This is a genomic window from Pseudomonas sp. 7-41, assembly GCF_021233075.1.
Taxonomy (GTDB): domain Bacteria; phylum Pseudomonadota; class Gammaproteobacteria; order Pseudomonadales; family Pseudomonadaceae; genus Aquipseudomonas; species Aquipseudomonas veronii.
This window is the reverse complement of record NZ_CP089551.1, coordinates 5,737,138-5,761,147: the sequence shown is the minus strand read 5'-3', so window position 1 is coordinate 5,761,147 and position 24,010 is coordinate 5,737,138. Positions and strand designations below refer to the sequence as shown.

General features: G+C 62.3%; 24 protein-coding genes. 13 read left to right on the top strand and 11 right to left on the bottom strand.

The window, feature by feature from the left end; genetic code table 11:
• Positions 1 to 79: 79 nt before the first annotated feature.
• Positions 80 to 1,036, top strand: a complete 957-nt coding sequence (trxB, locus tag LQ249_RS26230; protein WP_017847758.1) for a thioredoxin-disulfide reductase — start codon at positions 80 to 82, stop codon at positions 1,034 to 1,036.
• Positions 1,037 to 1,245: 209 nt separating this feature from the next.
• Here trxB and LQ249_RS26225 read toward each other — a convergent pair whose 3' ends face one another.
• Genes LQ249_RS26225 through LQ249_RS26200 form a run of 6 tightly spaced genes read right to left on the bottom strand, consistent with a single transcriptional unit; the run spans position 1,246 to position 4,178 of the window.
• Positions 1,246 to 1,584 (bottom strand): HopJ type III effector protein, encoded by a 339-nt coding sequence (locus LQ249_RS26225; RefSeq protein WP_017847759.1) that lies wholly within the window; start codon positions 1,582 to 1,584, stop codon positions 1,246 to 1,248.
• Positions 1,577 to 1,873, bottom strand: a complete 297-nt coding sequence (locus LQ249_RS26220; protein WP_017847760.1) for a DUF1244 domain-containing protein — start codon at positions 1,871 to 1,873, stop codon at positions 1,577 to 1,579. Before LQ249_RS26220 ends, LQ249_RS26225 begins: the two co-directional genes overlap by 8 nt.
• Before the next feature lie 22 nt (positions 1,874 to 1,895).
• Entirely contained in the window at positions 1,896 to 2,267 is a 372-nt protein-coding gene (gene folX, locus LQ249_RS26215; RefSeq protein WP_026140129.1) for a dihydroneopterin triphosphate 2'-epimerase, read from the bottom strand.
• A gap of 2 nt (positions 2,268 to 2,269) precedes the next feature.
• Positions 2,270 to 2,830: a GTP cyclohydrolase I FolE gene (gene folE, locus LQ249_RS26210; protein WP_017847762.1), complete on the bottom strand. Its 561-nt coding sequence runs from the start codon at positions 2,828 to 2,830 to the stop codon at positions 2,270 to 2,272.
• Positions 2,831 to 2,850: 20 nt separating this feature from the next.
• Complete coding sequence (gene folM, locus LQ249_RS26205; RefSeq protein ID WP_046382094.1) at positions 2,851 to 3,561, bottom strand: dihydromonapterin reductase; 711 nt, start codon at positions 3,559 to 3,561, stop codon at positions 2,851 to 2,853.
• Positions 3,562 to 3,617: 56 nt separating this feature from the next.
• Entirely contained in the window at positions 3,618 to 4,178 is a 561-nt protein-coding gene (locus LQ249_RS26200; protein WP_046382095.1) for an antibiotic biosynthesis monooxygenase, read from the bottom strand.
• Positions 4,179 to 4,395: 217 nt separating this feature from the next.
• Here LQ249_RS26200 and LQ249_RS26195 point away from each other — a divergent pair, with 217 nt between their 5' ends.
• Positions 4,396 to 5,355 carry a MerR family transcriptional regulator gene (locus tag LQ249_RS26195; protein ID WP_128192589.1) on the top strand — a complete coding sequence of 320 codons (960 nt, stop codon included), beginning with the start codon at positions 4,396 to 4,398 and terminating at the stop codon, positions 5,353 to 5,355.
• A gap of 3 nt (positions 5,356 to 5,358) precedes the next feature.
• On the opposite strand, the gene LQ249_RS26190 is transcribed toward LQ249_RS26195, so the two are convergent.
• Entirely contained in the window at positions 5,359 to 5,964 is a 606-nt protein-coding gene (locus LQ249_RS26190; RefSeq protein ID WP_017847766.1) for a hypothetical protein, read from the bottom strand.
• A 60-nt stretch (positions 5,965 to 6,024) separates the two neighbouring features.
• Positions 6,025 to 6,492, bottom strand: coding sequence for a PAS domain S-box protein (locus LQ249_RS26185; protein ID WP_017847767.1), 468 nt, complete (start codon positions 6,490 to 6,492; stop codon positions 6,025 to 6,027).
• A 129-nt stretch (positions 6,493 to 6,621) separates the two neighbouring features.
• On the opposite strand from LQ249_RS26185, the gene LQ249_RS26180 reads away from it, so the two are divergent.
• Positions 6,622 to 7,077 (top strand): flavodoxin, encoded by a 456-nt coding sequence (locus tag LQ249_RS26180; protein ID WP_017847768.1) that lies wholly within the window; start codon positions 6,622 to 6,624, stop codon positions 7,075 to 7,077.
• On the opposite strand, the gene LQ249_RS26175 is transcribed toward LQ249_RS26180, so the two are convergent.
• Positions 7,058 to 7,954: a LysR family transcriptional regulator gene (locus LQ249_RS26175; RefSeq protein WP_046382098.1), complete on the bottom strand. Its 897-nt coding sequence runs from the start codon at positions 7,952 to 7,954 to the stop codon at positions 7,058 to 7,060. The two genes, LQ249_RS26180 and LQ249_RS26175, sit on opposite strands and share 20 nt — an antisense overlap.
• A 98-nt stretch (positions 7,955 to 8,052) precedes the next feature.
• Here LQ249_RS26175 and LQ249_RS26170 point away from each other — a divergent pair, with 98 nt between their 5' ends.
• The 8 genes from LQ249_RS26170 to LQ249_RS26135 all read left to right on the top strand — a co-directional run bounded on the left by LQ249_RS26170 (position 8,053) and on the right by LQ249_RS26135 (position 18,372).
• Positions 8,053 to 8,439 (top strand): CidA/LrgA family protein, encoded by a 387-nt coding sequence (locus tag LQ249_RS26170; protein WP_046488242.1) that lies wholly within the window; start codon positions 8,053 to 8,055, stop codon positions 8,437 to 8,439.
• Positions 8,429 to 9,115 carry an LrgB family protein gene (locus tag LQ249_RS26165; protein ID WP_017847771.1) on the top strand — a complete coding sequence of 229 codons (687 nt, stop codon included), beginning with the start codon at positions 8,429 to 8,431 and terminating at the stop codon, positions 9,113 to 9,115. The genes LQ249_RS26170 and LQ249_RS26165 overlap by 11 nt, the downstream gene beginning before the upstream one ends.
• Before the next feature lie 149 nt (positions 9,116 to 9,264).
• A complete protein-coding gene (locus tag LQ249_RS26160) occupies positions 9,265 to 10,047 on the top strand; it encodes a class II aldolase/adducin family protein (protein WP_057005283.1) in 783 nt (260 codons plus the stop codon).
• Entirely contained in the window at positions 10,047 to 10,949 is a 903-nt protein-coding gene (locus LQ249_RS26155; protein ID WP_057005282.1) for an alpha/beta fold hydrolase, read from the top strand. The genes LQ249_RS26160 and LQ249_RS26155 overlap by 1 nt, the downstream gene beginning before the upstream one ends.
• Before the next feature lie 118 nt (positions 10,950 to 11,067).
• A complete protein-coding gene (locus LQ249_RS26150; protein ID WP_017847774.1) occupies positions 11,068 to 11,979 on the top strand; it encodes an SDR family oxidoreductase in 912 nt (303 codons plus the stop codon).
• A gap of 483 nt (positions 11,980 to 12,462) precedes the next feature.
• Positions 12,463 to 14,253: a DUF1302 domain-containing protein gene (locus LQ249_RS26145; RefSeq protein ID WP_046382100.1), complete on the top strand. Its 1,791-nt coding sequence runs from the start codon at positions 12,463 to 12,465 to the stop codon at positions 14,251 to 14,253.
• Between the two features lie 26 nt (positions 14,254 to 14,279).
• Positions 14,280 to 15,638, top strand: a complete 1,359-nt coding sequence (locus LQ249_RS26140; RefSeq protein ID WP_046382101.1) for a DUF1329 domain-containing protein — start codon at positions 14,280 to 14,282, stop codon at positions 15,636 to 15,638.
• A gap of 226 nt (positions 15,639 to 15,864) precedes the next feature.
• On the top strand, positions 15,865 to 18,372 hold the full coding sequence (locus tag LQ249_RS26135) for a LuxR C-terminal-related transcriptional regulator (protein ID WP_232565992.1): 2,508 nt from the start codon (positions 15,865 to 15,867) through the stop codon (positions 18,370 to 18,372).
• On the opposite strand, the gene LQ249_RS26130 is transcribed toward LQ249_RS26135, so the two are convergent.
• On the bottom strand, positions 18,369 to 19,244 hold the full coding sequence (locus LQ249_RS26130; RefSeq protein WP_046382103.1) for a helix-turn-helix domain-containing protein: 876 nt from the start codon (positions 19,242 to 19,244) through the stop codon (positions 18,369 to 18,371). The two genes, LQ249_RS26135 and LQ249_RS26130, sit on opposite strands and share 4 nt — an antisense overlap.
• A 138-nt stretch (positions 19,245 to 19,382) precedes the next feature.
• Between LQ249_RS26130 and LQ249_RS26125 the strand changes: the two genes are divergently transcribed.
• Entirely contained in the window at positions 19,383 to 20,294 is a 912-nt protein-coding gene (locus tag LQ249_RS26125) for a DMT family transporter (RefSeq protein ID WP_057005279.1), read from the top strand.
• Positions 20,295 to 20,509: 215 nt separating this feature from the next.
• Here the strand turns inward: LQ249_RS26125 and norR are convergent, their stop codons facing one another.
• Positions 20,510 to 22,054: a nitric oxide reductase transcriptional regulator NorR gene (norR, locus tag LQ249_RS26120; protein ID WP_057005278.1), complete on the bottom strand. Its 1,545-nt coding sequence runs from the start codon at positions 22,052 to 22,054 to the stop codon at positions 20,510 to 20,512.
• A 146-nt stretch (positions 22,055 to 22,200) separates the two neighbouring features.
• Between norR and hmpA the strand changes: the two genes are divergently transcribed.
• The gene (gene hmpA, locus LQ249_RS26115) at positions 22,201 to 23,382 is read left to right on the top strand and encodes an NO-inducible flavohemoprotein (RefSeq protein WP_017846720.1); all 1,182 of its coding nucleotides are present in this window, start codon (positions 22,201 to 22,203) and stop codon (positions 23,380 to 23,382) included.
• Positions 23,383 to 24,010 lie beyond the last annotated feature (628 nt).

Below are 24,010 nucleotides of genomic sequence, written 5' to 3'. Positions count from 1 at the left end.
TTCAAGCCTTCCCCAAGTGCTTCGCGGTCCTTTTTTATTCCAGCCGCCTTGTTGTCCGGGCGGTCGACAGGAGCGAGTCATGTCTGATACCCGTCATTCGCGAGTGATTATTCTCGGTTCCGGCCCTGCCGGTTACAGCGCTGCCGTCTACGCTGCCCGAGCCAACCTCAAGCCACTGCTGATCACCGGCATGCAGGCGGGCGGTCAGTTGACCACCACCACTGAAGTCGACAACTGGCCGGGCGACGTCCACGGTCTGACCGGCCCGGTGCTGATGGAGCGTATGAAAGAGCACGCCGAGCGCTTCGAAACCGAGATCGTGTTTGACCACATCAACCAGGTCGACTTCTCGAAAAAGCCTTACAGCCTGACCGGCGACAGCGGCGTCTACACCTGTGACGCGCTGATCATCGCGACCGGCGCCAGCGCCCGTTACCTGGGCCTGCCGTCGGAAGAAGCGTTCATGGGCAAGGGCGTGTCCGCCTGCGCGACGTGCGACGGTTTCTTCTACCGCAACAAGCCGGTCGCCGTGGTCGGCGGTGGCAACACGGCCGTGGAAGAGGCGCTGTACCTGGCCAACATCGCCAGCACCGTGACCCTGATTCACCGTCGCGAAACCTTCCGCGCCGAGAAGATCCTGATCGACAAGCTGCACGCGCGTGTGGCTGAAGGCAAGATCATCCTCAAGCTCAACGCCACCCTGGATGAAGTCCTCGGCGACAACATGGGCGTGACCGGTGCGCGCCTGAAAAACAACGACGGCAGCTTCGACGAGCTGACAGTCGACGGCGTGTTCATCGCCATCGGCCACACCCCGAACACTTCGCTGTTCGAAGGCGTGCTGGACGCCAAAGACGGTTACCTGGTGGTGCAGGGCGGTCGCGAAGGCAATGCCACGGCGACCAACATCGAAGGCATCTTCGCCGCCGGTGACGTGGCTGACCACGTGTACCGCCAGGCCATCACCTCGGCCGGCGCCGGTTGCATGGCGGCCCTGGATGCCGAGCGTTACCTCGACGGTTTGCAGAACGCTTAGGTCTGAACCCGCTGAAATGAAAAAACCGGCGAAAGCCGGTTTTTTTTGCGCGGGATTTGATGATCCATCGCTATCTCAATTTGGTAATCCAATCACTGTGGGAGCTGGCTTGCCTGCGATAGCGGTGTGTCAGCCAACGTCTATGCAGGATTTACCGTCGCCATCGCAGGCAAGCCAGCTCCCACATTAAATCGGGTTTGCACGTTGGATCAGCGGCGAGTCAGTGGTTGCTGGTCAAACTTCACACCCGCCAACCCATGCGCGATCAACGCCCGAATATTGCCATGGTCACTGCCCTCAGGCGTGGCGACCACCGAACGGTAATGCTCGCCAAACGCCAACAAGGCGTGCTGGTCGCTCAACCCTTCCAGCAAGGCCAGGCCCAGGGTCTTGCACGAACCTTCGTTCTGCCCGGCGGCGTTTTCCACGGTGCCGTTGGTGAAGGCTTGCGGCTGGTAGTCGTAACCGGCGGCAACGAAGGCCAAGGTGTCGGCGAAGAGATGTTCGCCGCTGTCGAGGCTGGCGCGCAGGGTATTCAGGTCAGTCATGGGGTTTTCCTTTGGCGAACGCCGCCTGTTGTTCGGCGCTGGCTTCTTGCTGGTATTGGGCTTTCCACTCGGCATACGGCATGCCGTACACCACTTCACGGGCGTCATCGAGGCTCAGCGCGATCTGGCGCTCGTCGGCCTCGGCCTTGTACCACTTGGACAGGCAGTTGCGGCAGAAGCCGGCGAGGTTCATCAGGTCGATATTCTGCACATCCTTGCGGCTGTCCAGGTGTGCGACCAGCCGCCGAAAGGCGGCGGCTTCGAGTTCGAGGCGTTGTTGATCGGTCATAGGGCTCACGTAAATCCAGGGGTTAGCGGCTGGCCGCCAGGGTAATCGAAACCGATTCGGCAAAGCGCAGCGCGTGGGGCTTGTCCACTTCGACTTCGGCGTACAGCACCGACTCGTTGCTCATCACCAGGTCCAGCAGTTCCTGGGTCAGGCGCTCCAGCAGGGCGAAGCGGTTGCCTTCGACGTGGGCAATGATCGCCTTGGTGATGGTGCGGTAATTCAACGCGTGGTCGATATCGTTGTCGCGCACGGCGTCCTGGGCGGCATACAGGATGGTCAGGTTGATCAGCACATCCTGCTTGTTGAGGATTTCATCCTCGTTGATGCCGATATAGGTGCGCAGGCACAGGTCCTTGACCCGGATGCGCGCCATGCCTGGTTGAAGTTGTGGCATTGCTACTTGCTCCGTCCAATCAGTTGCAGGAACTCCATGCGCGTGGTGTTCGACTCGCGGAACGCGCCGAGCATCACCGAGGTGTTCATGGTTGAATTCTGTTTTTCCACGCCGCGCATCATCATGCACATGTGCTTGGCTTCGATCACCACCGCCACGCCGGAGGCCTGGGTCACGTCCTGGATGGCGTCGGCGATTTGCCGCGTGAGGTTTTCCTGGATCTGCAGGCGCCGCGCGAACATGTCGACGATGCGCGCCAGCTTCGACAGGCCCAGCACTCTGCCGGTCGGAATATAGGCCACATGGGCCTTGCCGATAAAGGGCAGCAGGTGGTGCTCGCACAGCGAGTACAGTTCGATGTCCTTGAGGATCACCATCTCGTCATTGTCGGAGGCGAACAGCGCGCCGTTGACGATCTCTTCGAGGTTTTGCTCGTAGCCATGACACAGGTATTGCATGGCTTTGGCGGCACGCTTGGGGGTGTCGAGCAGGCCTTCGCGTTCCGGGTCTTCACCCAGGCCTTTAAGGATCTCGCGATAGTGGTGGGGCAGGGATAAGGTCATACAACATCCTCACAAACGGCTTACTTGATATGCCGCCCACCGTTGACGGTCAGGGTGGTACCGGTGACGTAGGGGTTGTCCAGCAGGTAACGCACGCTCTGGTAAATCACCTCGGGCCCGGGCTCGATGCCCAGTGCCGACTTGGCCAGTACTTGGGTACGGTAGGCCGCGTCGTCGCCTTCGTTGAACATCACCATCGCCGGGGCGATGCCGTTGACTTTGATCAGCGGCGCAAACTGCGCGGCAAACGACAGCGTGAGGCTGTCGAGCCCGGCCTTGGTGGCGCAGTAGGCGATGTGCTGGCGGCTGCCCTTGCGCACCACATCATCGCTGATATGCACGATGTCGGCGGGTGAAGAGCGATGCAGCAAGGGTGAACAATGCAGGTTGATCAGGTACGGCGCAAGCATGTGTACGCTGAACATGTCGGTAAAGGCACGGCTTTCGTCGCCTGGGGTTTCCGCGATCCAGGCCGAAGCGTTGTGGATGATCGCGCGCAGGCTTTGGGTATGACGCTTCAACTCGGCGATAAACGCAAGAATCCCGGCTTCGCTGGAGAAGTCGGCAAACACGCCGATCGCGCCACGCTCGCGTAGCGCCTGCACGCCGGGGCGTTCGCTGCGGTAGCTGAAAAGCACCGAGTGGCCCTCGTCGAGCAGGCGTTCGGCACAATGCAGGCCGACGCGCTGGCCGGCGCCGGTGATCAGGATCGGGGCGTTCGTTGCAGTCATGGGAGGCTCAAGTCGCTGGCAGGGTCAAATCATACCAGTGACGAGCCCCCCTGTACTCACGCCGCGGCTTCGCTGGCCTTGGCGCGTGGCGGCGAAGGGTGCAACCAGTTGGCCAGCAGGTGGGTCGAGAGTGGAATGAACAAGTAGACCATCAGCGGAGTGAGCGCCAAGGTGCTGACCAGCACGCGGCTGAACAGGTCCAGCCCGCCGAGCAATGGCCCCAGGCCGAAGTTGAACAGCAACGACACCGGGAAAAACGCCAGCCAGATCGCCACCGCCTGTTTCCAGCGCGGCGGCCGTGTACCCGCAGCCCCGAACCAGCCATCGATGCCACGCACGCGATGCTCGGACGGGTCGGCAAACAGCTCGCTGCCCCGGCTCAGCCACGCGCTGCGTGAGGCGGAAAATTCCCAGGCATGCAGGGTTTTTTCGTCGGCGAAGCGGAAAATAATCTGAAATTCATCATCAAGGGGCGGTGGTGCGAGGACGCCGGAGCCCAGGTAGCCGGGGAAGTCAGTGGCCAGTCGCTCGCCTTCGCGCAGCCAGGCCATCAACTCTTCGTAGCGGCCCTTGGCCACGCGGCGCGCAACCATCAGGGTGACGGGTGAGGTAGACATTGTGTATCTCCAAATAGAACGGGTGCGCTGAACCGGGTAGGTGGCACACAGACGACGCTGCGGGGGTGTTGCAGCGACGCTTTATCGGTAAGCAAGGATTATTCCTGTTTTGCAGAAATACACCAGCAGCATTGGTCCGATAGGTACACACCTTGATATACATCGCGGTAAAGGCGTTAAATGGGACTCACTTTCAAACGGACGTTCATGACCTCTGATGCCCGAAATCATTGCTCCTATTCGCGAATCCATCGCCCCCAGCCCTGCCGATTCCGATGAGTTGTTTCCGATTCGTGACGTGTCGAGATTGACGGGCATCAACCCGGTCACCCTGCGTGCCTGGGAGCGGCGTTACGGCCTGATTCAACCCACGCGCACCGAAAGCGGGCATCGTCTGTACTCCAAGGCCGATATTCAAACGGTTCATCGCATTGTCGATTGGATCGAGCGTGGCGTGGCCGTGAGCAAAGTGGGCAAGATCCTTGCGCGTGACGATCAGCAGGCCGCCGCCGTGCGTGTCGAGCACGACACGGTCGAGCTAGGCGAATGGCCGCAATGGCAGGCGCGCCTGGTGCTGGCCGTGGGCGCGTTCGATGATCGTCAACTGGAGCAACTGTACAACCAGGTGATCGCCACCTACCCGCTCAACGTCGCGTTCCAGGACATCCTGATGCCTCTTTGGAACGACCTGTTGCGTCATCAGGGGCGCTTCGGCCAAGCCAGTGAATGGCTGTTCTTCGACAACTTCCTGCGGGTGCGGGTGTTGCAGCGTTTGCAACTGGCGTGTGCGTCAGCGGCGCCACGGGTGTTGCTCGCGGCCATTCCCGGCGAGTGCCGTAAATTGGAATTGCTGGTGGCGGGGCTGTTGATCGGTCGAGACGATCTGGCCGTGAAGGTGCTGGGGATGGGGCAGCCTTTCGATGAATTGACGCTGGTGTGTGAAAAGACGCAACCCGAGGCGCTGGTCCTCTTCTCCAATTACTCACACACCCAAGCGTTGGCCGGGCGTTTGAACCGCCTGGCGTTGACCCTCGATTGCCCGCTGTTTCTTGCCGGTGCCGCGTCAGACCTGGCCCAGGCCGATCTGACGGGCTCCGCCGTTGGCTGCCTGGGCAATGAAGGACGCTTGATGCAACGGCGCTTGCAGCAATTTCTCAGCGGTAACCTGGATACCTGAAGATCAGGCGTGCATCTGCGGATGTACCAGGCGGTGCTGGTGCAGGATGAATTGGCGCAGGCGCTCGGTCTCATCCGGGTTGTTCTGGCCCAGGCGATAGGCAAACAGTCCCCGTGCGGTTTCCCGCTCCAGCGTGCCGCGCAGTGCAATGCGTTCATAGCCGGAAGGGCTGAACCACAGGGCAAAGGTCTTCGGCGTCTTGATCCGGCCGCGGATCTCCACCAGCACGCCCTTGAACGAAACCTCATGCACCCACAGCGCACTCGGGTTGCCCCTGACATTTTCCAGCGCCACCGGCGTTTCAAGAGCCAGGCGCCACGGACGAATCATCGGCCCGTCTTCAAAAATGCTCGGCACGCCCAGGCGTAAATGCACAGCATGAAACTCGTCTTCCACCAACTGCAGCGGGAAGGTGAGTTGCTGGTTGTCGAATTGCGCCTGGAGGGTGACGTGATCGTGGGCGGCCAGCCGAGTGAGCAAATCGCGAAGCTGCGCAGCGCCGTTGACGGTCAGGCTCGACGATGCATCCCGCAGGTTGAGTTGGGGGTTGTGCTGCATGTCCTGAATGAAATCCAACTCGTCCTGAGTCAGAAGCGCGTCGCGTTGCATTGATCTTGCTCAAGGGGGAGAGTGTTAAAACGCCATTATCCGCTCTAAAGACATCATTTTCTAAGTTTTGTTAGATCCGCTCGTCGCCTTGATCGCTGCCAGCTCGGCCTTGACCTGCGCCAACTCCGCCTCCAATTGCGCGACGCGCTGCTGGGCCTTGACCTGCAAGGTCACGTCCTTTTGCACGCCGACGAAATAGGTCTGCTTGTCGGCATGGTTGTACACCGTTGAAAGCGACAGCTCGTTCCAGAAGTGGCTGCCGTCCTTGCGATAGTTGCGCAGGATTTCCCGGCAGGCGCCGCCGCTGTCCAGTGCTTCGCGAATGGCCATCAGCGCCGGTTGGTCACGGTCGCCGGACTGCAGGAAGCGGCAGTCCTGATACAGGACGTCGTCCAGGGTGTAACCGGTCAGGCGCTCGAATGCCGGGTTGACGTAGATCAGCGGTTTGTCCCGGCCTTCCCGCTCGGCCACGACAATCCCGTCGTTGGAAGCGTTGACGACCATTTGCAGCAGCTTGGCGTTAATCATTGCGCGGTCCCTGGCGTGTGCTTGAACTGCCAGTTTATGGCAAGTCTTGAATGTTGCACGGCACGCGCCGAAATATTTGCCCCAGCTGGTAATATCCCAGGCTTTCGCTCAATGACAGGATCAGTATTGATGAGAGTCGCCATTCTTTCCGGCTCGGTGTACGGCACGGCTGAAGAAGTCGCCCGCCACGCTGCCGGCATCCTTACATCGGCCGGCTTCGAGGCCTGGCACAACCCGCGCGCGACCCTGGCGGACGTGTTGGCCTTTGCCCCGCAGGCGTTGCTGGCGGTGACGTCCACCACCGGCATGGGCGAACTGCCGGACAACCTGCAACCGCTGTATTCGAGCATTCGCGACCAGTTGCCCGCAGCCTGGCGCGGTTTGCCGGGCGCGGTCATCGGCCTGGGCGACGCCAGCTATGGCGATACCTTCTGCGCCGGCGGCGAGCACATGCGTGAGCTGTTCAGTGAGTTGGGCGTGCGCGAAGTGCAGCCGATGCTGCGCCTGGACGCCAGCGAAAGCGTCACCCCGGAAACCGACGCCGAGCCCTGGCTGGCCGAGTTGATCACTGCCCTGCGCGGCTGACCGGGAACTCCCGCAACAACGCCAGCCAGGCCTGGGCGGCTTTCGACAGATAGGCGCCCTCACGCCAGACAAACGCGATGTCCCAGCGCAGGAAGTCGGGCGCCTTCAGCGTGAGGCGCACCACCCCGGGCCGCACCAGCCCGCGAGCGACCACGCTGGGCAACAGCACCACGCCTTGACCGGCCGCGACCAGGGCGGCGAGAAAATCCGCCTGGCCGCTGCGGCCTCCTTCCTTCGGCGTAAAGCCCACTCGCTGACACGCCTGCGTCAAGCGGTCGTTCAAGACAAAGCTGCGCTGATACATCAGGAACGGTGTGTCTGCCAATTCTTCCAGGCGCACCTGGGCGTTCTGTGCCAAGGGGTGGTTCATCGGCAGCAAGGCATCCAGCGGCTCATCGCAGAAGTCTTGCCAGGCGAATGCTGGGTCGCTGGGTTTCAAGCTGCCGCCCACTTCCAGCTCGCCGCTCAAAATCGCCTGCTCGATACTGCGGCTGCCGCCCTCCAGCAACTGGATGGTGACGTTCGGATAGCGCCGGCGGTACTCGGCGAACAAGTCGGCAAACAGCGTATCGCCGCCCAACTGCGGCAAGCCCAGGCGCAACTCGCCACGGGTCAGGTGCTGCATGTCGTCCAGCTCGCTGAGCAACTCATTCTGCAGGCGCAGCATGGCTTCGGCGCGTTGCAGCACAACCTGGCCGGCGGCAGTCAGGCGGATCTGCGAGCCGATGCGGTCGAGCAACGGCGTGCCCAGGCTGTGTTCCAGCTGTGCGACCTGTTTGCTCACGGCGGACTGGCTGATGTGCAGGGTTTTCCCGGCCTGGGTAAAACCGCCGCGGTGGATGACTTCGACAAAACTGCGCAGCTGTTTGAATTCCATGGGTACGATTCCAGTTTGGAATAGTTGGCAGTCTAACAATTCGCTGTGGGGATGGAAGCGGTCTCTCTAAAATGGAGGCCTACGAGGACCCAAAGCCCATGAAACGTTTAAGCTTCAAACACGTCGGCCGTCTGCTGACTGAATTGGTCGTGCTGCTGGCCATCTACCTGCTCGGTACGCAACTGGTGGCCTGGTTGGCGTGGCCCATCCCCGGTGGGGTGATGGGCCTGGGCCTGTTGCTGGCGGCTTTCGCCACCGGTCTGGTCAAGCCGGCGGCCCTGCAACTGGGGGCGGGCGTGTTGATGGCGGAAATGTTGTTGTTCTTTATTCCGGCCTTGATGAGCCTGCTGGACTACGGCGGCCTGGTGCGCAATGACGGTTGGCGGATTCTGCTGGTGATCGGCTTCAGCACCCTGGCGGTCATGCTGGTGACGGCCTTCACCGTGGAACTGGTGTGTCGCTGGAAGCTGCGCCATGAAGCTTGAACTGATGCCAGTGTTCTGGCTTGCCCTGACCCTGGGCGCGTATTTCTTCAGTCGCTGGATCTACCGTCGGACCGGGCGCTACCTGTTGTCGCCGCTGATCCTGGTGCCCGCGCTGCTGCTCGCGGTGGCCGTGCCGATGCACACCGCCTATGCCGAATACGCCAGCGACACCCATTGGCTGATGCTGGTGCTGGGCCCGGTGACGGTGGCGTTCGCGGTGCCGATCTGGCAGCAGCGACGTTTGCTGGCGCGGTATTGGTCGGCCTTGCTGCTGGGGATGCTGGCCGGCAGCGCGGCGTCCATCGGCACCTCGTTCGGCCTGGCCAAGGCGCTGGCGCTGGACAGTGCGGTGACGATGTCGCTGGTGCCGCGTTCGATCACCACACCGTTTGCCATGCCGATGTCTTCTGACCTCGGCGGCGTGCCGGAACTGACGGCGGTGTTCGTGATGTTCACCGGCGTGTTCGGCGCCATGCTCGGGGGTGTGCTGCTCAAGTGGCTGCCGCTGCGCACGCCTTTGGCACGCGGGGCATTGTTTGGGGTGGGCGCGCACGGCGCGGGCGTGAGCCGGGCCCATGAAGTGGGGGGCGAAGAGGGCTCTGTCGCAGGCCTGATGATGGTGTTGACGGGGCTGCTCAACCTGTTTGCCGCGCCTTTGTTGGCGGCACTTCTCTGACGCGACTTGGACAGATTTAAACTATTCTCATGGCTGACTCGTGCGGCCATCAAGCTGGCTGCGAAGGCAACTACCTGCGCCACGACGTCTGACTACACTGACCCTTCACTTAAAAAATAATAAGAAAGTGCGTCAAGGAGGTCGTTGCCGTGAGCCTAGCCCCCGTTGTATCGCCACAGAGTGTCAAAGATCAGGTCAGCGCCGCCGAATGGCAGACGCGCGTCGATCTGGCTGCGTGCTATCGCCTGGTCGCCCTGCACGGCTGGGATGATCTGATTTTCACGCATATCTCGGCCAAGGTGCCGGGCACCGATGATTTCCTGATCAACCCCTATGGGATGATGTTTCACGAGATCACGGCGTCGAGCCTGATCAAGGTCGACCAGGCCGGCAACAAACGGATGGACAGCCCCTACGACATCAACCCGGCCGGCTACACCATCCACAGCGCGATCCACGAAGTGCGCCACGACGTGGAGTGCGTGCTGCATACCCATACGGCGGCGGGGGTTGCGGTGTCTGCGCAGAAGCAGGGCGTACTGCCGATCAGCCAGCAGTCCTTGTTTGTGTTGTCCAGCCTGGCCTATCACGCATACGAAGGCGTGGCGCTGAACCACGAGGAAAAAGCCCGTTTGCAGGCCGACCTCGGCGACAACAATTTCCTGATGCTGCACAACCATGGCCTGCTGACCTGCGGCGCGACCATCGCCGACACCTTCTTGATGATGTTCACCTTTCAGCGCGCCTGTGATATCCAAGTGCTTGCGCGCAACGGCGGGGCTGAATTGATCGCCATCGACCCGCAGATTCTCGCCGGGGCCAGGGCGATGGTGGCGGCTGTCACAAAGAGCGCCCAAGGTATGGGGGGCGCGCTGGCCTGGCCGGCGCTGCTGCGTAAATTGGACCTGCAAGATCCAGGGTATAAAAGTTGATGCCTCTCGCCGAAATTCCGCTCAGAGCCTGGCGCAAGTGCGGCCAGAGTTTTGTTTTTCGTGGCCACACCATTCGCTATTGGGTGGCCGGGCAGGGTGAGCCGCTGCTGCTGATCCATGGCTTCCCGACCGCCAGTTGGGACTGGCATTACCTGTGGCAGCCCCTGGCCCAGCGCAACCTGGTGATCGCCTGCGACATGCTCGGGTTTGGCGATTCGGCCAAGCCGCTGGATCACGACTATTGCCTGTTGGAACAGGCGGATCTGCAACAGGCGCTGCTCGACCACCTGCATGTGCGACAACCGGTGCATGTGCTGGCCCATGATTACGGGGACAGCGTCGCCCAGGAGTTATTGGCGCGGCATCACGAAGGCCGCTTCCAGATGGCCAGTTGCGTGTTCCTCAATGGCGGGTTGTTCCCCGAAACCCATCGCCTGGCCCTGGTGCAGAAACTGCTGCTCAGCCCCTTGGGCTGGATGATCGGTCGCACGTTTGGGCGCAATGCCCTGTCCGACAGCTTCAGCCAGATCTTCGGCGCACAGACCCGCCCCAGTGAGAGCGCCCTCGATGATTTCTGGAGCTTGATCGACTGTAATGACGGGCCGCGCATCCTGCATAAACTGATCAACTACATTCCCCAGCGCCGTCGCCTGCGTGAGCGTTGGGTGGGCGCCCTGCAACGTGGCGACGTGCCGCTGCGGGTGATCGACGGCGAGTTCGACCCGATTTCCGGCGCGCACATGGTCGAGCGTTACCGCCAGTTGGTGCCCCACGCCGACACGGTATTGCTGGCCAATATCGGCCACTACCCGCAGATCGAAGCGCCGGTGCAGGTGCTCAAGCATTACCTGGAGTTTCGACAGCAGATCGCGCACGCGCCGCCGCGCATGGCCTATTCCTGAAACAGGCGATCATCCTGCTGCCTTATCGCGCACCATTCAGCCGTGGCCGTATTTATTGTGACCGCAGGCGCCGTGCCTGACACTCGAGCCATTCCCATCGTCGCCATTGGAGTTCGGTATGAGTGAGTCAGTGCAGTTCCAGGATAAGGTCGTGATCGTCACCGGTGCCGGCGGCGGGTTGGGCCGGGCCCATGCGCTGCTGTTCGCCAGGCACGGGGCCAAAGTGCTGGTCAACGATCTCGGCGGTTCCACCCAGGGCGAGGGCGCCAATGCGTCGGCGGCCGACCGTGTGGTCGCACAAATCCGCGAAGCCGGCGGTATCGCCGAAGCCAACCATGATTCCGTCACCGACGGCGAGAAAATCGTACAGAACGCCCTGGATGCCTTCGGCCGTATCGACGTGGTGGTGAACAACGCCGGCATCCTGCGCGACAAGACCTTCCACAAAATGGACGACAGCGACTGGGACTTGGTTTACCGGGTGCATGTCGAAGGTGCCTACAAAGTCACCCGCGCCGCCTGGCCTCATCTGCGTGAACAAAGCTATGGGCGGGTGATTTTTACTGCGTCCACGTCGGGCATCTACGGCAATTTCGGGCAGTCCAACTACGGCATGGCCAAGCTCGGCCTGTATGGCTTGACCCGCACCCTGGCGCTGGAAGGGCGCAAGAACAACATCCTGGTCAACGCCATCGCCCCCACCGGCGGCACGCGCATGACCGAAGGCCTGATCCCGCCGCAGGTGTTCGAGCGCCTCAAGCCGGAACTGGTCAGCCCGCTGGTGGTGTACCTGGGTAGCGAGGCGTGCCAGGAAACCTCAGGCTTGTTCGAAGTGGGCGGCGGCTGGATCGGCAAGACCCGCTGGGAACGCAGCCTGGGTGTGGGCTTCGACCCGGAAGCCGGGTTCTCGCCGGACGACGTGGCCGCGCACTGGCAACAGATCTGTGACTTCGAAGGCGCGGTGCATCCCAAGGACACAATCGAGGCTTTGAAGGAGATGATGGCCAATTTGCAGAAGTTCAGCCTCTGATCATTGCCGGATACACCATCAATACTGCGGGGCGCTGACGGCGCCCCGCTTTTTTTCAGGCATAAAAAAGGCCGCTGCAAAGCAGCGGCCGAAGTAAGACGTTGGATCAAGGAGCGACAGACTCAACGTCAGTGAACACCGGTAACAGATTGAATACAGTAGCCAATCCGTCGAATTTCAGCTGTTCTCCCGAAGGTGGGAGCGGGCCGTTTGCCCTGAAAGCCAGGCAAGAATAGAGGGTTGTAACAAAATGAGTAATAGCGCTTCAGGACAAGGACTGTTACGGATATGACAACAGTCACCCCCTGGCGCCATCCACCGGCCTGATAACCCGCCATCCATGGGGCGCATGCCCCCGCGCAGAGCCGCGCCAGAGCGGCGTTAATCCTTTCGGGCGACAACACGAATACCTCCTTGGTGCGCTTATCGCTCCCGAAGGGCGGCAGTAGGGTGGGGCCTTCTGTCACTCACCGGGGAAGACGCATGACAAAAACAACAATGCGCGCCATCTTCACGCCGCAGGCGCTGGCCGCCGCGGTTGCGTTGGGATGCTGTGCCCAGGCACAGGCTGTTTCGTTCAACATCGGCGAGATCGAAGGGCAATTCGATTCCTCGCTGTCGGTCGGCGCCAGCTGGGGCATGCGCGATGCCGACAAGAAACTGGTGGGCGTGTCCAATGGCGGCACGGGGCAGGCTTCCACCGGGGATGACGGGCGACTGAACTTCAAGAAGGGCGAGACCTTCTCCAAGATCTTCAAAGGCATCCACGACCTGGAACTCAAATACGGCGACAGCGGCGTGTTCGTGCGCGGCAAATACTGGTACGACTTCGAACTGCAGGACGAAGACCGCGAGTTCAAGCAGATCAGCAATCACCATCGCGACGAAGGTGCGCGCTCCTCCGGTTACGAGCTGCTGGATGCGTTCGTCTATCACAACTATTCCATCGCCGACCTGCCGGGCAACGTGCGCGTCGGCAAGCAGGTGGTGAGTTGGGGCGAGAGTACGTTTATCGGTAACTCCATCAACAGCATCAACCCCATCGACGTATCGGCCTTCCGCCGCCCCGGCGCCGAGATCAAGGAAGGGCTGATACCGGTCAATATGCTGTTCGCCTCCCAGAGCCTGACCAACCAACTGACGGTAGAAGGCTTCTACCAGTTGAACTGGGAAAACACCGTGCTGGATAACTGCGGCACGTTCTTTGGTGGCGATGTGGCGGCCCACGGTTGCAACGGTAACTACACGGTCGGCAGCCCGGCGATTGCGCCGTTGCAACCGGTGGCCGCAGCGTTCGGCCAGGGCTTTGAGGTCACGCGTGAAGGCGTCGTGGTGCAGCGCGCCAAGGACCGTGATGCCCGCGATGGCGGCCAATTCGGCGCGGCCTTGCGCTGGCTGGGCGACGACACCGAGTACGGCCTGTACTTCATGAACTACCACAGCCGCACGCCGACCGTCGGCACCCTCACCGCCAACACCAACCTGGCCACCATCGGGCGCATCGTCAACACCGCCAACGCCATTGCGCCAGGCACCGGCTCGGCCCTGGCCCAGAGCACCATGCTCGGCCGTGGCCAGTACTATCTCGATTACCCGGAAGACATTCGCCTGTACGGCGCCAGCTTCTCCACCACCCTGCCCACCGGCACGGCCTGGACCGGGGAAATCAGCTACCGCCCGAATGCGCCGGTGCAACTCAACACCACCGACCTGACCCTGGCCCTGATCAACCCGATTGCCGGCAACACCGCCTCGCCGATCCACAGCTCGTTCGGCGCTGACAACGCCGGTTACCGGCGCAAGGAAATCACCCAGATCCAGAGCACCATGACTCAGTTCTTCGACCAGGTACTCGGGGCCGAACGCCTGACCCTGGTGGGAGAGGCCGCCTTCGTCCACGTCGGCGGGCTGGAAGCGAAAAGCAAACTGCGCTACGGCCGCGACTCGGTATACGGCGCCTATGGTTACGGTGGCGACACCGACGGTTTCGTCACGGCCAATTCCTGGGGTTATCGTGCCCGCGCCATCCTCGACTACAACAACGTGTTTGCCGGGGTGAACCTCAAGCCCAACCTGTCCTGGTCCCACGACGTCAACGGCTACGGCCCCAACGGCCTGTTCAACCAGGGCGCCAAGGCGATCAGCGTCGGCGTCGATGCGGACTACCGCAACACCTACACCGCCAGCCTGAGTTACACCGACTTTTTTGGTGGCGACTACAACACCCTGACCGACCGCGACTTCCTCGCCCTCAGCTTCGGCGTGAACTTCTGATTTGGCTTAAAGAAGGACAAGACTCTATGCGTAAGTTAATTGCTGTGATGGCCCTGAGTGTGTTGGCCGCCAACGTCATGGCGGCCGTGTCGCCCGAAGAAGCCGCCAAGCTCGGCACCAGCCTGACCCCGGTCGGCGCCGAAAAGGCCGGCAACGCCGATGGCTCGATCCCGGCCTGGACCGGCGGCATTCCAAAAAATGCCGGTGCGGTGGACAGCAAGGGCTTCCTCGCCGACCCGTTCGCCAATGAAAAACCGCTGTTCGTGATCACCGCCGCGACCGTCGACAAATACAAGGACAAACTCTCCGACGGCCAGGTGGCGATGTTCAAGCGTTACCCCGAGACCTACAAGATCCCGGTGTACCCGAGCCACCGCACGGTCAACCTGCCGCCGGATATCTACGAGTCGATCAAGCGCAGCGCGCTGAACGTGCATGCGATCAACGACGGCAACGGCCTGGAGAACTTCACCGGCAACCGCTACTACGCGTTCCCGATCCCCAAGAATGGCGTGGAGGTGCTGTGGAACCACATCACCCGTTACCACGGCGGCAACCTGCGGCGCATCATCACCCAGGCCACCCCGCAGACGAACGGCAGCTACACGCCGATCCGCTTTGAAGAAGAAGTCGCGGTGCCGCAGGCGATCCCGGATATCGACGCCGCCAAGGCCGCCAACGTGCTGAGTTTCTTCAAGCAATCGGTAACGGCCCCGGCGCGGCTGGCGGGCAACGTGCTGCTGGTCCACGAGACCCTCGACCAGGTCAAGGAACCGCGCCTGGCCTGGATCTACAACGCTGGCCAGCGCCGTGTGCGCCGGGCGCCGCAAGTGTCCTACGACGGCCCGGGCACCGCGTCCGACGGCCTGCGTACCACGGATAACTTCGACATGTTCTCCGGCGCCCCCGATCGCTATGACTGGAAGCTGGTGGGCAAGAAAGAGATGTACATCCCCTACAACAGCTACAAGCTCGATTCGCCGAACCTCAAGTACGACGACATCATCAAGGCCGGGCATATCAACCAGGACCTGACCCGCTATGAGCTGCACCGCGTGTGGGAAGTGGTCGGCACCGTCAAGCCGAGCGAACGGCACATCTATGCCAAGCGCCACATGTACATCGACGAAGACAGCTGGCAGGTCGCGCTGGTGGATCACTATGACGGCCGCGGCCAACTGTGGCGTGTCGCCGAAGGTCATGCACAGTTCTACTACGACCATCAGGTGCCGGCCTACACCGTGGAAACCCTGTACGACCTCATCGCCGGACGCTACATCGCCCTGGGCATGAAGAATGAGGAGAAGAGCAGTTTTGTGTTCGGGTTTGCGGCCAAGGCGGCGGACTACACGCCGGCGGCGCTGAGGGCTTCGGGCGTGCGTTGATGCCTGTTTGAAATGCAATCTTAATGTGGGAGGGGGCTTGCCCCCGATAGCGGTGGATCAGCTACAGAGAGCTGACTGATCCACCGCCATCGGGGGCAAGCCCCCTCCCACATTGGGTTTTGTGCATGGTCATTAATCACCCTGCTGAATACTTCTTCAAGAATCGCCGAGCACGGGGCTAGGGTAGGTGTCAGGTTGCATAACAATAAAAACGCAGGATGCAGCAATGACCGCCATGACACGCTGCCTGGACCGTCCTGGATTCATGCCACGGCTGTCCGCCCATCATCTGTTGCGCCCGCGCCTGGCCGAGCCGTTGTTGGCGGCGCAGGCGCGGGTCAAGTTGCTCTGTGCCCCGGGCGGCAGTGGCAAGAGCGCGTTGCTCGCCGAGTGCGCCTTGCAGGCGCCGGCGGGTTGTCAGGTGTACTGGCTACCGCTCAATGGCGTGCCGCTAAGCCCGCTGGATTTGTGCCGGCGCCTGGCGCACAACCTGGGCCTGGCGTTTACCGATGAAGCCACGCTGCTGCAGGATCTCAGCCGCTGGCAGACGTCGGCGTGGCTGTTTCTCGATGATTTCAGCCGGCTGCCCGCGCCCGAGCTGGATGCCTTGCTCGACCGCCTGCTCAGCGCCAGCCACCCGGCGCTGACCTGGTGGCTGGGTGCGCGGCGGCGCCCTGGGTGCAACTGGCCGCGGCTGCTGCTCGACGATGAGCTGCTGGAATGCAGCGCGGCCGAGTTGATCTTCAGCGCCGAGGAAGTCCAGGCCCTGCTCGGCGAGGCGCCGGGTCACAGCGTCGAGCGCGTGATGCGGTTCAGCGCCGGTTGGTGCGCCGGGGTTCGCATTGCCTTGCTCGGCGACGGCCATCCCGACAAGACCTTGCTCGACTACCTGCAACACGAGCTGTTCAGCACCTTGCCGGCGGAACTGGAGGAAGCCTGGCGGGTGCTGGCGCATTTGCCGCGTTTCAATGCGGGCTTGTGCGAGCACCTGTTCGGCTTTGGCGATGGCGCTCAGTACCTGCGGGACTTGCAGGCGCTCGGCGCATTTATCCAGCCCTGGGACGATGCCGCCGACTGGCTGCAAGTCTTCGCGCCGCTTGCGCAGTTGATACGGGAGGAGCCCTGGCCGGCCAAACGCTCCTGGCACCGACGGGCCTGCCAATGGTTCAGCGCCGAGGGCGACTGGCAAGCCGCGTTCGAGCAGGCGCTGCTGGCCGAAGAATACGAAGTGGCCGTCAGCCTGTTGCAGCACTTCAGCTTCGAAGACCTGTTCCGCCAGCAGAATGCCGTGCTGTTGTTGCGCCTGCATGAACAACACGGTGACGAGCTGATGCTGTATTCCGCGCAGTTGGTGGGGCTGGTCACGGCCGCGTTGCTGTTCGCCGGGCGCTTCGAGCAGGCCGCGTTGTGCATCGGCCAACTGGCGCGTTTCGCCCCGCAACCGTCGGCGCCGCAGCAACGCCTGTTGTTGGCGCGCTGGCAGGCGCAGTGGGGGTGGTTGCTGCATCTGGCGGGTGATGCGCAACGTTCTCGCGAGCATTTCCTCGAGGCCTTGCAGGCGTTGCCCGACAGTGCGTGGACATCACGTCTGATGTGCTTGTCGGGGCTGACCCAGCAAGCCTTGCTGCGCGGTGAGCTGGAGGCGGCCCAGACCCTGAACCGCGAAGCGCTGTGCCTGGCGCGGGCCCATGGTTCGCTGTTGCTCGAAGCCCTGCTGGAGCTGGATCATGCGCAATTGCTCGAACAGCGCGGCGCGCCGTACCGCGCGCAAAACCTATTGGAGCAGGTGCAGGCGATGTTGCTCAAGCAGCGGCTGAAGGCTGGGCCGCTGGTCGGACGTATCGCCTTGCGGCGTGGGCATCTGGCCCTGCGCCAGGGGCAGGACGCGTTGGCTGCCGAGTGCTTCGAGACGGGCTTGAGCATGTGCCTGCACAGCCAGGACAAGCGCGTGTTGTATGGCTATCTAGGCCTTGCGTTGTTGGCGGCCAATCACGGTGATTACGCCCAGGCCTTTATCCAGTTGCGCGAGGCCGAGCGCCTGATGCAGCAGCGCCAGGTGCCGGACACGGTGTACCGCGCGGTGTTGCTGCTGGTCAGCGGGCACTTCTGGTTGCAACAGGGTCGCGCCGAATTGACGGTGGCAGCGCTGCGCCGGGTGCTCCGCCATTTCCGAGGGCCCGACGCCAAGCAGGCGCCGCCGGCCACGCTGGAATTGATCCCGCGTCTTGAATACCTGCTGGTGTTGGCCGAGGTCAAACTGGGCGTCGCCGATCAACCGCTGGCGCGGCTCAACGCGTTGCTGGACGCTTCCCGCCAACGCGGCATGCTGTGCCTGGAGGCCGAATTGCACCTGGTGCTGGGTGAAGTGGCCTGGCAACTGGGCGAACCGGCGATGGCGCGTCGTTCACTGCAACACGGCCTGGAACTGGCAGGGCGTTGCCAGGTGCAGCAAGCGATCCGCGAGCTGCGTTTACGCTCGCCCGGGCTGTTGAGTGAGCTGGGCCTGGAACCGCAGGCCTCGCCGACCGGCACGGCGGACAACCCGCTGAGCCAACGCGAGCTGGAGGTGCTGCAACTGATCGCCCTGGGCAACTCCAACCTGGAAATCGCCGGCCGCTTGTTTATCTCGCTGCACACCGTCAAGACCCACGCGCGGCGCATCCACAGCAAGCTCGGCGTGGAGCGACGCACCCAGGCGGTGGCCAAGGCCAAGACGTTGGGCTTGATGGTTTAAGCGCAGAACGCCTGACGGTATTCGCCGGGCGTCGCGCCCATGGCCTGGCGAAAGCGATGGGTGAAGTGGCTGGCGCTGGAGAAGCCGCACATCAACGCGATGTCACCCACGGGCAGGCTGCCGCTGCGCAGCAGGTTCTGCGCGCGGGCCAGGCGCCGGGCCAGCAGGTATTGATGGGGCGGCAGGCCGAAGCTTTGGCGGAACATCCGCGCAAAATGGTATTCCGACAGCGCACACATCCCGGCCAATTGCCCGAGGCTGATGGGGTCGTCCAGGTGCTGGTCGATGTAGTCCACCAACAACCGCCGCTGATGCGCCGCCAGCCCGCCTTTCAAACGCAGCCCGTCGCGCGCGCCGACTTGGCAGAGCAAGGTGTGGCTGAGCATTTCATGGGCCAGGCTGCTGGTCAGCAGGCGTTCGGCGGGCTCGTGCCAGTTGAGGGCGATCAACTGGTGAAAGCGTCGCGCCTGGCTGGGGTCTTCGAGGAAGGTGCTTTCCTGCAATTGCAGCGCGCGCGGTTCGCGGTCGAGCAGGGTGATGCAGCCCAGGGCGAATTGCGCCTGGCTGAAATACACATGGGCCAGGCGGATGTCGCCGTTGATCACCCAGGCCGACTGATGCTCGGCCGGCAGGATGCACAACTTGTCGGGCCCGCCCTTGGTGCCCGGCTGGTCGCGACGAAACGTGCCGGTGCCGCCGCCGATGTAGCAGGACAAGGTGTGATGGCCGGGCGCCTGGTAGTCCTGGGAGTCGTGGTGGTTGCTCCACAACGCCGCAGACAAGCCGTCACCGAGCTCGGCGCAGGCTTCGAGGCGAGCGTGGGGCGAGCGGTTGAGGGCTTGAAAGACTTGCAGGGATTCCAGCGTTGACATGGTGTGTACTCTCCGACGCCTTGCATCCTACTCCGAGCCGCTGGCGCTGTGAGCCCGCCGTGCGACAAAAGCGCAAGAATCTGCAAGCGCCGGCCAGGGCTTGAAGGCGACACTGTGGCTCAACCAGTGGAGCCTGTTATGAACCTTTTCCTGTATTTACTCACCGTGCTGATCTGGGGCACCACCTGGATCGCCCTCAAGTGGCAACTGGGCGTGGTGGCGATTCCCGTGTCGATTGTCTATCGCTTCGCCCTGGCGGCGTTGGTGTTGTTTGTGCTGTTGCTGCTCAGCCGCAAGTTGCAGGTGATGAACCGGCGCGGGCATCTGATCTGCCTGGCCCAGGGGTTGTGTCTGTTCTGTGTGAACTTCATGTGTTTTCTCACGGCCAGCCAGTGGATTCCCAGCGGGCTGGTGGCGGTGGTGTTTTCTACGGCGACGCTGTGGAATGCCCTGAATGCGCGGGTGTTTTTTGGCCAGCGGGTCGCGCGCAATGTGTTGATGGGCGGCGGCCTTGGCTTGCTGGGCTTGGGCCTGTTGTTCTGGCCGGAGCTGGCGGGGCACACCGCGAGCCCGCAGACCTTGCTCGGGCTGGGTTTGGCGCTGTTGGGGACGATGTGTTTTTCGGCTGGCAATATGCTTTCGAGCCTGCAGCAGAAGGCGGGGTTGCGGCCATTGACTACCAATGCCTGGGGCATGGCATATGGTGCGGTGATGTTGGCGACCTATTGCGTGGTGCGCGGTATTCCGTTCGAGATGGACTGGAGTGCGCGGTATGTCGGGGCGTTGGGGTATTTGGTGATTCCGGGGTCGGTGATTGGGTTTACGGCGTATCTGACGCTGGTCGGGCGTATGGGGCCTGAGCGGGCGGCGTATTGCACGGTGTTGTTTCCGGTGGTGGCGCTGAATGTGTCGGCGTTTGCCGAGGGGTATCAGTGGACTGCGCCGGCGTTGGTGGGGTTGGTGTTGGTGATGGTGGGGAATGTGTTGGTGTTTCGTAGGGTTAGGGTGGTTCAGGCGGGGGAGGCGGTGTTCAGGGCGAAGCAAGTCTGAGGTGGGAAGGGGGGTTAAGGTGGGAGGGGATTGCTTTAGGTGGGAGGGTGTTGCTTTAGGTGGGAGGGGGCTTGCCCCCGATAGCAGTGGGTCAGCTACAAATAAGTGACTGACCCACCGCTATCGGGGGCAAGCCCCCTCCCACATTTTCAGTATTTCAGTATTTCAGTATTTCAGTATTTCAGTATTTATTGGGTTTGATTGGGGGATCTGGGTTATTTGAGGCCTAGGCGTTTGGCCATGCGGCCTAGGTTGGCGCGGTCCAGGCCTAGTTCGCGGGCGGTGCTGGCCCAGTTGTGTTGGTGGCGTTCCAGGCAGGCGTTGATGACTTGGCGCTGGTAGTGTTCGGTGGCCTGGCGCAGGTCGCCGCCGGCGATGGCGGTGACTTCGGGTGGTGGGGCGATCGGCGCTGCGCTGACGTCGGGCAGGTCCAGGTCTTGGGCGCTCAGGCTGAGAATCTTCGGACGTTCGCGACAGTTTCCCAGGGCTTTCAGTGCGCTGCGTCCGATCAAATGTTCCAGCTCGCGCACATTGCCCGGCCAGTTGTAGGCCAGCAACGCGGCTTGGGCGTCGCTGGTCAGGCGCAGGCTGCCCAGGCCCATGCGCGAACGGTTCTGTTCGAGAAAGAACCCGGCCAGCAGCAACACATCGCGCCCGCGTTCGCGCAGTGCCGGCACTTGCAGCGGGTAGACGCTGAGGCGGTGGTAGAAGTCGGCACGGTAGCGGCCGTTGCGCACTTCTTCGGCCAGGTCGCGGTTGGTGGCGGCGATCAGGCGCACGTCCACTTGATGTTCCTTGTCCGAGCCCAGGCGCTGCAACTGGCCGCTTTGCAGGACGCGCAGCAGCTTGGCCTGCACCGTCAACGACAGCTCGCCGACTTCGTCCAGAAACAACGTGCCGCCGTTGGCCAGTTCGAATTTGCCCCGGCGCTCGTTCAGCGCGCCGGTGAAGGCACCGCGCACGTGGCCGAACAGCTCGCTTTCCACCAGGGTTTCCGGCAGGGCGGCGCAGTTGAGGCTGATCAGCGGCTTGTCCGCGCGGGACGACGCGGCGTGGATCGCCTGGGCCACCAGTTCCTTGCCGACCCCGGTTTCGCCGGTGATCAACACGGTGAGGTCGCTGCCGCCCACCAGGTTGATCTCTTCGACCAGGCGCTTGTGGGGCTTGCTCTGGCCGATCATCTCTTTGTGCTGCTGGCCGCTGGCCTGGCGGTAGATCTCGGCACGCTGGCGTTCGTCTTCGGCGCGCAATGCCAGGTGTTCAATGCGTTCGGCGACATTGACCGTGGCGGCGGCGAGGCTGGCGAAGGCTTGCAGGGCATCCAGCTCGACCCGTTCGAAGCGCTCGGTGTCGAGGGCGTCCAGGGTCAGCAGGCCCCACGGTTTGTCATCGACATACAGCGGGCAGCCCATGCAGTCGTGAATTTCGAGGTGCCCGTGCAGGCCGTCCACCAGGCCGTCGTAGGGGTCGGGCAATTCACTGTCGCTGTCGAAACGCGTCGGGCCGGGGCTGCCAAGCAGCACGGCGAAACGCGGGTGTTCGCTGACCTTGAAGCGTCGGCCCAGGGTATCGGCGCTCAAGCCGTCCACTGCCAGCGGCACCAGCGACTCACCGTCCAGGCGCAACAGCGCGGCGGCGTCGCACGGCAGCAGGGCGCGCATGGCTTGCAACAGGCGGCGGTAACGCTCGCCTTCGGGCAGTTCGCGGGACAGGTCGGCGACCAGGGGGAGCAGGGTGGTGAGCAGCGATTGCGCAGTCATAATGACTCCTTGTAGTCCTTATGACTATAAGGCGTAGGAGGTCATACTGACTACTGGTAATTTAACTTATTGAAATTAAACGATTTATTAGTTGGCATGAATACTGAGTACTCCAAGGCAATCAGTAAAGAAGCCCAGGAGGCTCCATGCTTAGTGCCCAAGACCGTGCCATCATCAAATCCACCGTGCCCCTGCTGGAAAGCGGCGGCGAAGCGCTGATCACCCATTTCTACCGCATGATGCTCTCCGAGTACCCGGAGGTGCGCCCGCTGTTCAACCAGGCGCACCAGGTCAGCGGCGACCAGCCCCGTGCCCTGGCCAATGGTGTGTTGATGTATGCACGACATATCGACCAGTTGGATCAACTGGGTGATCTGGTGGCGAAGATCATCAACAAACACGTGGCCTTGCAGATCCTGCCGGAACATTACCCGATCGTGGGAGCCTGCCTGCTGCGTGCGATTTCCGAAGTGTTGGGCAGCGAGATTGCCACTCCCGAGGTGATGAGCGCCTGGGGCGCGGCCTACGGTCAGTTGGCGGACATCCTGATCGGCGCCGAAGCTGCGATCTATGATGAGAAAGCCCAGGCGCCGGGCGGCTGGCGGGGTGCGCGGCCGTTCAAGCTGGTCAAGCGCGTGGAGGAAAGTGCCGAAATCACGTCCTTCTATTTCGCCCCGCTGGACAACGGCCCGATCCTCGCCGCCGAGCCCGGTCAGTACATTGGTATGACGCTGCTGCTCGATGGCGAAGAAGTGCGCCGCAACTATTCCTTGTCGGCCCTCAGCGATGCCGGCCAATACCGCATCAGCGTCAAGCGTGAAGCCGGTGGGCGGGTGTCCAACTACCTGCATGATCAATTGCAGGTCGGCGCGACGATCGACCTGTTCCCGCCAGCGGGCGAGTTCACCCTGGCCGCCAGCGATAAACCGCTGGTGCTGATCAGCGGCGGGGTGGGCATCACGCCAACACTGCCGATGCTCGAAGCGGCCCTGGCCACCCAGCGTCCGGTGCATTTTATCCACTGCGCGCGTAACGGCGGGGTGCATGCGTTTCGGGAATGGGTCGACGCCCTGGCGGCCAAGCATCCGCAGCTCAAGCGCTTCTACTGCTATGACGAGGACGATGGCGTGAGCCCGGCAGGCGACACCGTGGGCCTGCTGAGCCAGGAACAACTGGCGGCGTGGTTGCCTGAGCAGCGCGACCTGGATGCGTACTTCCTCGGCCCTAAAGGCTTCATGGCCGCAGTCAAGCGCCACCTCAAGGCCTTGGGCGTACCCGAAAAACAAAGCCGCTACGAATTCTTCGGCCCGGCCGCCGCCCTCGAATAACCCCCCACACACCCACACACCCACACACCTGTAGGAGCGAGCTTGCTCGCGAAGAACGTCAACGATAACGCGTGCATCCTGGATGACCGCAGCGTCTTTGAGTTTTTCGCGAGCAAGCTCGCTCCTACAAGTGGCATATTAAACGCCACCTCAAAGCCTTGGGCGTACCCGAAAAACAAAGCCGCTACGAATTCTTCGGCCCCCCCACACACCCACACACCTGTAGGAGCGAGCTTGCTCGCGAAGAACGTCAACGATAACGCCTGCATCCTGGATGACCGCAGCGTCTTTAAGTTCTTCGCGAGCAAGCTCGCTCCTACAAGTGGCGTATTAAGCGCCACCTCAAGGCCTTGGGCGTACCCGAAAAACAAAGCCGCTACGAATTCTTCGGCCCGGCCGCCGCCCTCGAATAACCCCCCCACACCCCCACACCCACACACCTGTAGGAGCGAGCTTGCTCGCGAAGAACGTCAACGATAACGCCTACATCCTGGATGACCGCAGCGTCTTTGAGTTCTTCGCGAGCAAGCTCGCTCCTACAAGTGGCATATTAAACGCCACCTCAAGGCCTTGGGCGTACCCGAAAAACAAAGCCGCTACGACTTCTTCGGCCCCCCGCCGCCCTCGA